The following is a 13,677-nucleotide window of genomic DNA, read 5'->3' as shown; positions in this document are numbered from 1 at the left end:
TATATGACTATTATCTGATAGAATGATAATGTTGAAAAATAAGAAATGGGGGTAATAGTTGTGAAGTTGCAAATTAGTAAGTGGCTCCAAAATTTAGGGATAGCCTGTAGTATTGCATCGTTATTTACACTTTTCTTCCGTCTATCAGATTTTGCATGGATCACAAAAAGTGTTTATCATATACCAGTATTTTTTGTTATTTTATTTTTATTAAGTTTGGTCATTGCTGAGGATGTACGAAAAATAGTTAAAAAAATATTTTGGTACGAAAAGCGAAAAGTTAAGCGTCCTATTTGGCAAGTAGGGATTGGTTTCATTTTCTTTTTAGCGCAAATCAGCGCTGTAATGGTTTTCGATACAGAGCTTACACACCAAAAGCTGGGCGGTATGCCAATGTTTTTAGTGTTTGCCTTTATGAATGCCTTTATTTTGACTGTCATATATGAAGAAATTTTCTATCGTAAGGAAAAAACAAATAAAGTTAGTAAATAACGACAGAGAAGTCAATTACAATAAGTGATTGGCTTTTTTTGTGTAGTTAAACATACGTTCATCTATTGCTGTAGAAATTTTGGCGATTTTCAACGTTATGATTGGTAAAATACCTGTTTTCTCGATAAAGTAAAAGGAAGAGGCATTTTCAAACATACGTTTTCGTTTTACAATTAAGAAGACGATAACGCAGGAGGATAAAATCATGACAAAGGATAAATTGCTATTATTGGACGGCAATAGTTTAGCATATCGCGCTTTTTTTGCGTTGCCATTATTGACGAATGATAGTGGAATTCATACGAATGCAGTGTACGGCTTTACAACGATGTTACAAAGAATATTGGAGGAAGAGCAACCAACGAAAATTTTGGTTGCCTTTGATGCGGGTAAGACAACCTTCCGTCATGAAACATTTACGGAATATAAAGGTGGTCGACAAAAGACGCCACCAGAATTATCTGAGCAGTTCCCTTATATACGCAAGCTTATCGATGCTTACGGTATTAAGCGATATGAGCTTGAAATGTACGAAGCGGACGATATTATAGGGACACTTGCCACTGAAGCTTCAACTCAGGATATGGATGTCATCGTTGTATCAGGAGATCGTGACTTAACACAGCTCGCGACTGAGCAAGTAACAGTATACATTACGAAAAAAGGTATTACTGAAATTGAAAAAAATACACCTGCTTTTATTGCAGAAAAATACGGCTTAACGCCGCAACAAATTATAGATATGAAAGGTTTAATGGGGGATTCTTCAGATAATATCCCTGGTGTACCAGGTGTCGGTGAAAAAACGGCTGTTAAATTACTTAAAGAGCATGGTTCAGTAGAGTCGCTTTATGCGGCAATGGATACGGTGAAGGCTTCTAAAATGAAAGAAAAATTAGTTGCCAATGAAGAACAGGCACTAATGAGTAAAAAGCTAGCTACTATTTTTACAAAAGCGCCGATTGATATAACGCTTTCTGATCTAGCTTACAATGGTCCGAATGAGGAAGAATTAATTAGTGTGTGGCAAGAGCTTGGTTTTAAATCACTACTAGAAAAAAGTGATTTTACTGTCCAAGAAGAGGAACAAGCACCTTTTGACTATGAAATTGTGGAAGAAGTAAAGCGAGAGCATTTAAAAGATGTAATGGCAGTGCACTTGGAGTTAGAGGACGAGCATTATCATACTTGCCAGCAACTAGGTATTGCATTAACAGATGGAACGAAAACAATGTACGTGCCTTTTGATCTTGCGGCTAAATCAGATGTTCTTCGTCTCTGGTTAGAAGATGCTACTAAAATAAAGTACATGTCTGATTCAAAAGCATCTCAAGCTGCGTTAATACGTGCGGGAATACGTTTAGCTGGTGTGGAATTTGACTTATTGCTTGCTTCTTATATTAATAACCCTGCGCTAAGTGGAGATGATGTGGCAACTCTTGCAAAAGAACTAGGATATCGTAATGTGCAGGCAAATGAGGCCGTTTATGGTAAAGGGGCGAAACGAGCTATACCAGCTATAGATGCACTTGCTGAGCATGCTAGCCGCAAAGCCTTTGCTGTGTGGTCTTTACAGCCAAAACTAGAGACATTGTTAAAGGAAAATGAACAGTTCGAGCTCTATAAAAATTTAGAACTTCCGCTTGCTTCTATTTTAGGGGAAATGGAAAGTGAGGGGATCACGGTCAATCGTGCCACATTAGAGAAGATGGGTCAGGAATTAAATGACAAGCTAATAGTTATTGAACAAGCAATTTATGCTGAAGCAGGAGAAACCTTCAATATTAATTCACCAAAGCAATTAGGTGTTATTCTCTTTGATAAGCTTGGTCTTCCTGTTATTAAAAAGACAAAAACAGGTTATTCAACTGCAGCAGATGTGTTGGAAAAATTAAAACCAGAGCATGCGATTATTGAGCATATTCTTTTATATCGCCAGCTAGGGAAATTACAGTCAACTTATATCGAAGGCTTATTAAAGGAAATCCATAAAGAGGATGGAAAGGTGCATACACGATTCCAGCAAGCATTAACAGCTACAGGACGTTTAAGCTCAACGGATCCGAATTTACAAAACATCCCGATTCGTTTAGAAGAAGGGCGAAAAATTCGTCAGGCATTTGTGCCATCGAAAGAAGAGTGGATATTATTTTCTGCCGATTATTCACAAATCGAATTGCGTGTATTAGCCCATATGTCGAACGATAAAAATTTAGTCGAAGCTTTCCGTGAAGGTATGGATGTTCATACACGTACAGCAATGGATGTATTCCATGTTTCAGCAGATGAGGTCGATAGTAATATGCGTCGCGCTGCAAAAGCAGTGAACTTTGGTATTGTTTATGGGATTAGTGATTATGGCTTATCGCAAAACTTAGATATTACTCGTAAGGAAGCTGCTACATTTATTGAGAAATATTTTGCAAGTTTCCCAGGTGTAAAACAATACATGGATGATATCGTCCAAGCTGCGAAGTTTAATGGTTATGTGACAACGACTTTAAATAGACGTCGATATTTACCTGACATTACGAGCTCGAATTTCAATCTACGAAGCTTTGCAGAGCGTACTGCGATGAATACACCAATTCAGGGAAGTGCAGCTGATATTATTAAAAAAGCAATGATTGATATGGATGCTCGTTTGAAAAAAGAAAATATGCAGGCAAAAATCCTTTTACAAGTGCATGATGAATTAATATTTGAAGCACCTAAAGAGGAGATTGCATTGCTTGAAAAAATAGTACCAGAAGTTATGGAGAACGCAATCGAGCTTTCAGTACCATTAAAAGTAGATTTTAACTACGGTGCAACTTGGTACGAAGCAAAATAAGGAGAGGTTAAAATGCCTGAATTACCAGAGGTTGAAGGTGTCGTCCAGGCATTAAAACCTAAAATTGAAGGGCGGACAATTCAACAAGTTCAACTATCAGAAATTATTCGTTTTTCCTTTGGGGAAGGAAAGCAATGTATCGTGAAGCAAGCTGAGCCTGATGCATTTGAAATATCGTTGACTCAAATGACGATTACAACAATTGAACGACGAGCAAAATACATCTTCTTTCATTTACTGAAGGAAGATGTCCCTTATGTGCTTGTTAGTCATTTAGGGATGACAGGTGCTTGGTTTGTGGTAAATTCGCCTGAGGAAATCCAAGAGGTGAAATTTAAAAAGCATATTCATGCTACATTTCAAATGGTAGATGGTGGCTATTTAATTTATTCAGATATACGCCGCTTTGGTGAACTACGTTTTTTAACAAAAATTGAGGATCATGCACCATTAACAAAAATGGCACCAGAGCCATTCGATGAAATAGCATGTGATTATTTTATTGCGAAATCAAAGTTGCCGAAATATGAGAAAAAGGCCGTTAAAGATGTAATTATGGATGGGCAAGTCATTTCGGGCTGTGGTAATATTTACGCAACAGAAGCATTATTTACGCAAAAAATTCATCCGGCCCGTACAATGAACTGCATTAGTGAAAAGCGTAAACGTGAATTGTTCGAGGCGATTGTCGCTATTTTACGCCAAAGCATTGAAGCAGGAGGTTCAACAATTTCAGATTATCGTAATATAAATGGTGAGGCTGGAAGTATGCAGAATCGACTGCAAATGTATGGGAAGAAGATGTGTCCAACGTGTGGAACTGCAACGAGCCAAATGACGATAGGTGGGCGCACATCAGTCTTTTGCCCAAATTGTCAACATTAAAGGGGATTTAACTATGATTATCGGATTAACAGGAAGTATAGCGAGCGGAAAAAGTACAGTAGTAAAAATGATGACAGCACTTGGTTTACCAATTGTCGATGCAGATATTGTAGCGCGTGATGTTGTTGAACCAGGAACGGAGACTTTAAAGCTAATTGTTGAAAATTTTGGACAAGATATATTGCTAGAAGACGGGAGTTTAAATCGTGCTAAGCTGGGCGATATTATTTTTCACGAGCCTGTTAAGCGTAAAATGTTAAATGATATTATGCATCCTGCTATTCGCAAGGAAATGTTACGCCAGCGCGATGCATATATAGAAGCCGGAGAAAAGCATGTTGTGATGGATATTCCACTTTTATTTGAAAATAAATTGCAGCATTTTGTTGAACGCATTATCGTGGTATCAGTTAGTGAGGAGGTACAGCTCCGTCGATTAATGGAGCGTAACAACTTACCAAAGGAGGATGCACTTGCCCGAATGCATTCTCAGTTACCGATGTCAGTCAAAGAAAAAGGGGCCCATGCGGTTATTTATAACAATGAAAATTTAGAACAAACAGAGCACCAACTGAAAAAAATCCTGACATCTTGGGACGTATTATAATTAATTAAAAATCTGTAAAATCATTCGATGCGTAGCAATGACATATTGCTACGCATTTTTATTTTTGTTAAACAAAATATGAACGTTGTGCTTTAAATGATTTCGGTCCTAGGCTACTGCTGTAAGCATCGAGTTTTCCAACGGGAGTCGAGTAGTTCTTCATTTTAATCAGCGAAACGTAAAATTTTTTTGTTTTTCAAAAGTGAACATTAACTTACTCAATAATCTAACAGAATTGACTTATTAGATGCGATTGTACAACTTCTATTGCTTCGCTTTCACACAAAAAATATCTTGTTAAGTTTTATCATTGTAAATTATAGTGACAAGTCAGAACATACACGCTATGTGACATGGTTGATTGGAGTGGAGGCTGGGCGACTCCTCGGGGGTCAGCGTCACAGATGAGACCCTGGAGCGAGCATCGCGAGTGAAGCGGCTCATCGGACGCCCCTAGGAAAGCGCCCGGCCGGAACGGAAATCAACCCCTTGTTTTGCCGAAGAGCCATACTATATTTAATATGACACCCTATTTCATAAACATTATTGTGTTTTAAAAACGTGAATGCATAGCAAAAACACTTTGCTATGCATTTTTTTGTGAGTTTATACCATAATAAGGACTAATTTAGGCGATTTTATTTTTCAGAAAATAAGAACTTTAATATTATGAATATATAATGTTCATCTTTTTTAAAATTGTGTTATACTAATCACCATAAAGTATATAATTAATCTGAGTATGCACTCACAGGAGGATTTTATAAATGACAGTATCAGTTGCTATAAATGGTTTCGGACGTATCGGACGTATGGTTTTCCGCCAAGCGATCGTACAAGAAAGTTTAAATATCGTTGCAATTAACGCCAGCTATCCAGCTGAAACGTTAGCACATTTGATTAAGTATGACACAAATCACGGAACGTTCGAGGGTTCAGTTGAGCCTGCAGGCGATGCTTTAATTGTAAATGGTAAACGTGTTCAAATTATTAGCGAACGCGACCCATTAAAATTACCATGGGCAACAATGGGTGTGGATATCGTTATTGAAGCAACTGGTAAATTTAATGATCGTGAAAAAGCAGCAATGCACTTAGAAGCAGGCGCAAAGAAAGTTATCTTAACTGCACCAGGTAAAAACGAGGACGTAACAATTGTTTTAGGTGTAAATGATGAGAAACTTGATATCACAAAGCATGATGTTATTTCAAATGCTTCTTGTACAACAAACTGCTTAGCACCAGTTGCTAAAGTATTAAATGACACATTTGGTATCGAAAACGGTTTAATGACAACAGTTCACGCTTATACAAATGACCAAAAGAATTTAGACAATCCACATAAAGATTTACGACGTGCACGTGGTTGCGCACAGTCTATCATTCCAACATCTACAGGTGCTGCAAAAGCATTGAAATTAGTGTTACCGGAATTAGAAGGCAAAATTCATGGTATGGCACTTCGTGTTCCAACACCAAACGTATCATTAGTTGACCTAGTAGTTGATTTAAATACTGATGTAACTGTAGATTCTATTAACGCTGCATTCGTTAAGGCAGCTACTGAAGGTCCAATGAAAGGTATTTTAAACTTCTCAGTTGAGCCTCTAGTATCTTCTGATTACAATACAACAACTTACTCTTCAACAGTAGATGGACTTTCTACAATGGTATTGGGTGACCGCAAAGTGAAAGTGCTTGCTTGGTACGACAATGAATGGGGTTATTCAGCACGCGTAGTAGATCTTGTGAAAAAAGTGGCAAAAGCATTAGAAACGGTTAATGCATAATCAAGCAAATATGTTGAGCACATTGAAATCCGAGTGATTTCAATGTGCTTTTTGTATTAGATTGTAAAATCTATGCTTGTACTTTTGGCTTTCAAGGCTTATCATGAGCACACGATCGTCAATGCGCTTTTCTTATACATAGGAAATTTGTTATAATAGAAATACTAAATTGTTGTGAAATCAGGAGAGTAAATATATGAGATGTCCATCTTGCCAATTTAACGGAACGCGTGTTGTGGATTCGAGGCCAGTTGATGATAATAAAGAAATTCGTAGACGTCGTGAATGTGAGTCATGTGGCTTCCGCTTTACAACGTTTGAAAAAATTGAAGAGACACCGTTAGTTGTAGTGAAAAAAGAGGGTTCACGAGAAGAATTTAGCCGTGAAAAGGTACTTCGTGGACTTATTCGTGCTTGCGAAAAACGACCTGTTTCTCTTGAAGTACTTGAAGGACTAGTAATGTCTATTGAAAAAGATCTTCGCCGTATTGGGAATTCTGAAGTCCGATCTGAGGATGTAGGGGAAATGGTAATGGATCGCTTAGCGAAAATCGATGAGGTTGCGTATGTGCGCTTTGCATCGGTGTATCGTCAATTTAAGGATATCAATGTCTTTATTGAAGAAATTAAAGAAATTATCCAACGCCAAACAGAGCAGAAATTATAGGGAATAGAGAGGGGAATGACGTTGATCCATTTGTATAAGGAATTACAGCCTGCTGATTCTTTTGACATTCGTCTACCTCATGCACTTTCTACGCAGGAACGTCAATTAGTAACGCTTTTTTATCAGCCTTTAATTGGAGCGGAACCAATCAGCCTTTACCTAACATTATGGGCAGAGGCTGAGCAAATGCCAAAGCAGCAAATGACACATTATTATTTAATGAATGTGTTAGGGCTTCCTATTGGCAAAGTATTTGAGGCACGTATTGCGCTTGAAGCAATTGGCCTGTTACACACATGGAAAAAAGAAGATGATGGCGAACGGAGCTTTTTATACGAGCTGATACGTCCACTTGATGCGGATAGTTTTATGAAAGACCCACTGCTGTCGATGTTTTTATTTAGTAAAATTGGGGAGCAAGCTTATCGGAAGTTACGTCAGCGTTTTATTCCATCTACAAGAGATGCAGAATTTAAAGATGTATCGCGTGCCTTCATAGATGTTTTTAAGCCTGTAAGTACAAGGATTCCAGATGATTTACAAGTAGATACTAGTCGTAAGGATACACCGCAAAAGATTTATCCGTTTTATTTTGAGCAGTTTGACTTTGAGCTGCTTCAAGCGGGCTTATCGGAGCAACTAGTCCCTGCAAGCCTATTAACATTTGAAGTACGTGAAACAATAGCGAAATTAGCATTTTTATATCGCTTAACGGCACTCGATATGCAAAAGGTAGTAATTCTGGCATTAGATGATGATCTAGGTATTTCATTGGAACGTTTACGTAAGGCCGCTGCAGATTTTTATAAGCTAACGGTATCAAAAGAACCACCAAAGCTTGCTAGAGTGACTGAGTCGTCATCCGTAGAAGAACCCGGCCAAAAAACAAAGGATCAGGAGCTTCAGCAATATTTAGAGACGACTCCACCAGTGCAAGTATTGCGAGATATCAATAATGGCAAAGAACCGCTACAGACCTCCGTACAGCTTGCAGAGAGTTTAATTGTCCAGCATGGAATGCCGGTAGGGGTTGTTAATGCTCTTCTGGAATATGTAATGCTAACAACTGATATGAAGCTACCTAAGAAATATGTGGAAACGATTGCGGATCATTGGGTACGTAAAAATATTCAAACAGCAAAAGAAGCAATGGAGCTAGCACGTAAAGAACATGATAAGTACACTACGTGGAAAAATAAACCCCAGTCTTCGGCAAAAAAGAACTCTTACACAAAAAATCGCCGAGAGGAAAAAGTGCCAGATTGGTTTTATAAGCGTAATGAAAAATCAGAGGAAGTATTAAAAGATACAACAAATACTGGCACTACTGATTTTGAAAAGGAAAGACAAAAGATACTAGAAAAATTAGGTAATATTCAAGATAAGGTAGGTGAATGACAATCGAACCGATTAATGGACCATTAAAAAGAGCAATTAAGGTACCATCATTTCAAGAACGATATGAAGCGATGCGTAAAGAAATATTAGAAAACCCTCGTGTGCAAGAGTTTTTAGCTGAGCATATGGATGAGTTAAGCTATGATGCGGTTGAACGTAATTTACCGAAGCTCCATGAATTTATTAGTCAATCTACAGTCTGCTGTGGCTGTGACAATACAGAAAATTGTACAAATTACTTAAAAGGTTTTTTACCTACTTTACGTGTAGTAAGGAGTACTGTTGAAATTGATTATGTACGATGCGATCAAAAGATACGTGAAGATGAGCGTCGTGATGTTGCTAATATGATAGCAAGTATGCATATGCCAAAGGATGTACTACAAGCTACTATAAGTGATTTATTTATTGATGATCATACACGTGTTGACATTGCAAACCGTGCGGCTGATTTTGTTCAAAATGTACTAGGTACAGGTAATTTGCCTTCTAAAGGCTTTTATTTGTATGGTCAATTCGGAGTGGGGAAATCTTTTGTGTTAGGCGCATTAGCTAATGAACTTGCGAAGGCTAAAGTAAAGTCAGTTGTAGTTTTTGTGCCTGAATTTTTACGAGAAATGAAAAATGCAATTGGCGATAACACATTGAATGAAAAAATAGACTATGTGAAAAAGGCACCAGTGCTAATGCTTGATGATTTAGGAGCCGAAACTATGACAGCTTGGACGCGAGATGAAATTTTGGGGACTATTTTCCATTACCGCATGGCAGAGCAATTGCCAACATTTATTACATCTAATTTTAATTACGATGAGTTGGAGCATCATTTAGCACAGTCACAAAAGGGTGACATAGAAGTCGTGAAGGCTGGACGTGTTATGGAACGTATTAAAGCCTTGACAGAGCCGATTAAAATGGGCGGGCAAAATAGACGTATGTAAGATTGGCAGTTGCATTTTATGACAATCGAGCGTATACTGTCACATATAATAATTAACTTCTTTCAACCGGTGTCCGAACACTTGTAGCTGACGCTTCGCTTTCGCTACAAATAACACTTGCTGAAAAAGTTAAAGCCTTCGGATTATGCCGAGGCATAATTGATCAAATGCATTGATGAGGACATGAATTTTGTGTAAGGCTTTTAGAGAGGGAAGTCATTGGCTGTAAGCTTCCTAGTTTGAGCACATTATTTACTACCTGCTGAGCAGCGAAAGGGATAATCTTTCGCCGGTCCCTAGCCCGTTAGCTAGCCTTGAGCTTCGTCTGACTATAAAAGGTCGGAAGGAAGAAGGGTGGAACCACGAGCATACGCTTCGTCCCTTTCGTAGGGACGGAGCTTTTTTTATTTTCGTTCAGTGGAAAATAGTGGTGAACGAATGCGGATGTAGGTCCTTTTCAGTGAGTGTCCAAACACCTATTGAATGAGGATCAATTCCGGGGATTCTTTGACTTCAATCATGCATCACAACAAAACTATAAGGAGTGCAGAAAAATGTCAGATATGATTAAATTAACTTTCCCAGATGGCGCTGTAAAGGAATTTGCAAAAGGCACATCTACTGATGACGTAGCATTATCAATTAGCCCAGGACTTCGTAAAAAAGCATATGCGGGTAAAGTAAATGGTGTCTTAGTCGATTTAAAAACACCAATTGAAGAGGATGCAACAATCTCAATTATTACTCAGGATGATGAGGAAGCACTGGAAATCTTACGTCACTCTACTGCGCACTTAACAGCACAAGCGATTAAACGTTTATACCCAGATGTTAAACTTGGTATCGGTCCAGTTATTGAAGGTGGCTTCTACTACGATATCGATTCACCAACTCCAATCACTGCTGAAGACTTACCAACAATCGAAAAAGAAATGAAAAAAATTATCGCTGAAAACCTAGAGATAGAGCGCAAAAATGTTAGCCGTGCAGAAGCACAAGCGATCTATGAAAAAATCAGCGATGAATATAAATTAGAATTACTTGAAGCGATTCCAGCAGATGAGCAAGTTTCTATTTACCATCAAGGTGAATTTTTCGACCTTTGCCGTGGTATCCACGCACCATCAACAGGCAAGCTTCGTGAGTTCAAACTTCTTTCATTAGCCGGTGCTTACTGGAGAGGTAACTCAGATAATAAAATGCTACAACGTATTTATGGTACTGCTTTCTTTAAAAAAGAAGAATTAAAACATCACCTACAAATGCTTGAAGAAGCAAAGGAACGTGATCACCGTAAAATCGGTAAAGAATTAGAATTATTTACAACTTCTCAAAAAGTTGGTCAAGGTTTACCGCTATGGCTACCAAACGGTGCGACAATCCGTCGTGTTATTGAGCGCTATATTGTAGATAAAGAATTATCTCTTGGTTATAAGCATGTTTACACACCAGTACTTGGTTCTAAAGAGTTGTACCAAACTTCTGGTCACTGGGATCATTACCAAGATTCTATTTTCCCACCAATGGAAATGGACAATGAAACATTAATTATGCGTCCGATGAACTGCCCTCACCATATGATGGTGTACAAAAATAGCAAGCATTCTTATCGTAACTTACCATTACGTATTGCTGAGCTTGGTACAATGCACCGTTACGAAATGTCAGGTGCTGTTTCAGGTTTACAACGTGTACGTGGGATGACTTTAAATGATGCACATATTTTCGTTCGTCCAGACCAAATTAAAGTGGAATTCCAAAAAGTAGTACAATTAATTTTAGAAGTTTATAAAGACTTCGATTTAAATGATTACTCATTCCGTTTATCTTACCGTGATCCAGCGGATACTGAAAAATACTTCGACGACGATGCAATGTGGGAAAAAGCACAAAGCATGTTAAAAGAGGCAATGGATGAGCTTGGCTTAGATTACTTTGAAGCTGAAGGTGAAGCGGCATTCTACGGTCCTAAACTAGACGTACAAGTAAAAACTGCAATTGGTAAAGAAGAAACTTTATCAACAGTTCAGCTTGACTTCTTATTACCGGAACGCTTTGACTTAACTTATGTAGGAGAAGATGGTAAACCACATCGCCCAGTTGTTATTCACCGTGGTGTAGTATCAACAATGGAACGCTTCGTTGCCTTCTTAATCGAAGAATACAAAGGTGCATTCCCAACATGGTTAGCACCAGTACAAGTTGAAGTCATTCCAGTTTCAAACGAAGCACACTTTGATTATGCTAAACAAATTGAAGAGCAATTAACTGCAGCAGGCTTACGTGTTGAAATGGATGACCGTGAAGAGAAACTAGGTTACAAAATCCGTGAAGCACAAATGAAAAAAATCCCATATATGCTTGTTATCGGAGACAAAGAAGTAGAGGCTGCTGGCGTAAACGTACGTCGTTACGGCTCAAAAGATTCAGAAACAATTAGCTTCCAAGACTTCTTAGCAAATATTAAAGCTGAAATTACAAAATAATTTTAATGCTTTGCAGGCGAATTCAATCAGATTGAAGAAGGATTAGAAATTTGCCTGGCAAGATCATAAAAAGTTTGAAATGACATTTGTTAAAACGTATGTCATTTATATAAGTTGATTGGAGTGGAGGTTGAGCGACTTCTTGGGGATTAGCGTCACAGATGAGACCCTGCAGCGAGCATCGCGAGTGAAGCGGCGCATCGAACGCCCCCAGGAAGCTCTGCTCTGCGCGAAAGCGAAGCGGCAGCAACAAAGCGCCCGGCCGGAACGGAAATCAACGACCTCGCATCATGATGATAACCACTATAATGGTTTAGATTAAAAGTTTTTAGGTTACTTTATCTTCATTCAGAAGAAGATTCCCACCTCTAAAGGTGTAGAGATAAATGGGTATGTGGTTCCTTTTTAGTGTGTATCCAAACTCATACTAAATGAAGATAAAGCCTCCGGACGCAATTACGCCAAGGCGAAATTGTTTTAGAAATAAGCTAAAAAACATTTGACAGCTTATTAAAGTACATGTTAATATAGTTAAGGTTAATGAATACAAAGTTTGTGGTTGAAGTAGAGGCTGCCCGCTTCTCACCTGATACAACGCTCTTGGGCTGTGAACAGGTATGACACGTTGAATTGTTTTGCGTAGACTTGCGCATGCACATATAGCGGGCGGACATCTTCAAAGTGTCCGTCCTTTTTTTATGGACATGACAAGATGATGTACCGTTCAACCGGGCAAGACTTTGCCCAAACCATGTATTCGCGACAACTACTTGGAGGTGGATTACTATTAGCAAAGACATGTATGTAAACGAAGGCATTCGCGCACGTGAACTTCGATTAATCGATCACAATGGTGACCAGCTTGGTGTAAAGACACGTAACGAAGCGCTAGAAATCGCCACTCGTGTAAACTTGGATCTTGTCCTTGTGGCCCCTCAAGCCAAGCCGCCAGTCGCTCGTATCATGGACTATGGTAAATTTAAGTTTGAACAGCAAAAGAAAGACCGTGAAATTCGTAAAAATCAAAAGGTCATCGTAATGAAAGAGGTTCGTCTGAGCCCAACAATCGATGAGCATGATTTTCAAACGAAGCTACGTAATGCGATTAAATTCCTTGAAAAAGGTGATAAAGTTAAATGTAGCTTACGTTTCAAAGGTCGTGCGATTACACATAAAGACATTGGTCAACGTGTGTTAGATCGTTTTGCTGAAGCTTGTGCTGAAGTATCGACGGTTGAACAAAAACCGAAGATGGAAGGCCGAAGCATGTTCTTAGTTCTTCAACCAAAGAACGAGAAATAATATTAGACGAACAGTTTAGGAGGAATTCGACATGCCAAAAATGAAAACTCACCGTGGAGCTGCGAAACGTTTCAAAAAAACGGGTTCAGGTAAATTAAAATATGACCGTGCTTATGGAAGCCACTTATTCGCAAACAAATCTACAAAACAAAAACGTCACCTACGTAAAGCAAACATCGTTTCATCTGGTGACTTCAAACGCATCAAATCATTACTTGTTTACATGAAATAATTTGACAACACAAAATAACTAATATTCATTTTTTAATGAAAAGC

At 38.4% G+C, this 13,677-nt stretch carries 11 protein-coding genes; all 11 read left to right on the top strand.

From position 1 onward, the window contains the following. The first annotated feature begins 60 nt into the window (after window positions 1-60). The 11 genes from AC3WSO_RS18625 to rpmI all read left to right on the top strand — a co-directional run bounded on the left by AC3WSO_RS18625 (window position 61) and on the right by rpmI (window position 13,633). Window positions 61-492 (top strand): DNA polymerase I, encoded by a 432-nt coding sequence (locus AC3WSO_RS18625; protein ID WP_492532878.1) that lies wholly within the window; start codon window positions 61-63, stop codon window positions 490-492. Window positions 493-697: 205 nt separating this feature from the next. Beyond that, window positions 698-3,325, top strand: a complete 2,628-nt coding sequence (gene polA / locus AC3WSO_RS18620; RefSeq protein WP_492532876.1) for a DNA polymerase I — start codon at window positions 698-700, stop codon at window positions 3,323-3,325. A gap of 12 nt (window positions 3,326-3,337) precedes the next feature. Continuing rightward, window positions 3,338-4,210, top strand: a complete 873-nt coding sequence (gene mutM, locus AC3WSO_RS18615; RefSeq protein ID WP_492532875.1) for a bifunctional DNA-formamidopyrimidine glycosylase/DNA-(apurinic or apyrimidinic site) lyase — start codon at window positions 3,338-3,340, stop codon at window positions 4,208-4,210. Window positions 4,211-4,223: 13 nt separating this feature from the next. After that, entirely contained in the window at window positions 4,224-4,817 is a 594-nt protein-coding gene (gene coaE, locus AC3WSO_RS18610) for a dephospho-CoA kinase (protein WP_492532873.1), read from the top strand. 767 nt (window positions 4,818-5,584) lie between these two features. Further along, window positions 5,585-6,607, top strand: coding sequence for a glyceraldehyde-3-phosphate dehydrogenase (locus AC3WSO_RS18605; protein WP_079561574.1), 1,023 nt, complete (start codon window positions 5,585-5,587; stop codon window positions 6,605-6,607). Between the two features lie 196 nt (window positions 6,608-6,803). Beyond that, entirely contained in the window at window positions 6,804-7,274 is a 471-nt protein-coding gene (gene nrdR, locus AC3WSO_RS18600; RefSeq protein WP_049667519.1) for a transcriptional regulator NrdR, read from the top strand. A 21-nt stretch (window positions 7,275-7,295) separates the two neighbouring features. After that, a complete protein-coding gene (locus AC3WSO_RS18595; RefSeq protein WP_492532871.1) occupies window positions 7,296-8,672 on the top strand; it encodes a replication initiation and membrane attachment family protein in 1,377 nt (458 codons plus the stop codon). Window positions 8,673-8,674: 2 nt separating this feature from the next. Beyond that, a complete protein-coding gene (dnaI, locus tag AC3WSO_RS18590) occupies window positions 8,675-9,613 on the top strand; it encodes a primosomal protein DnaI (protein WP_492534416.1) in 939 nt (312 codons plus the stop codon). A gap of 554 nt (window positions 9,614-10,167) precedes the next feature. Beyond that, window positions 10,168-12,099, top strand: a complete 1,932-nt coding sequence (gene thrS / locus AC3WSO_RS18585) for a threonine--tRNA ligase (protein ID WP_492532869.1) — start codon at window positions 10,168-10,170, stop codon at window positions 12,097-12,099. A 798-nt stretch (window positions 12,100-12,897) separates the two neighbouring features. Next, window positions 12,898-13,401: a translation initiation factor IF-3 gene (gene infC / locus AC3WSO_RS18580; protein ID WP_024363824.1), complete on the top strand. Its 504-nt coding sequence runs from the start codon at window positions 12,898-12,900 to the stop codon at window positions 13,399-13,401. Between the two features lie 31 nt (window positions 13,402-13,432). Beyond that, window positions 13,433-13,633: a 50S ribosomal protein L35 gene (rpmI, locus tag AC3WSO_RS18575; RefSeq protein ID WP_004226312.1), complete on the top strand. Its 201-nt coding sequence runs from the start codon at window positions 13,433-13,435 to the stop codon at window positions 13,631-13,633. Window positions 13,634-13,677: the final 44 nt, after the last annotated feature.

Source organism: Lysinibacillus sp. EB106-09-02-XG168, assembly GCF_058791475.1.
This window is presented reverse-complemented; position numbering and strand designations above follow the sequence as displayed.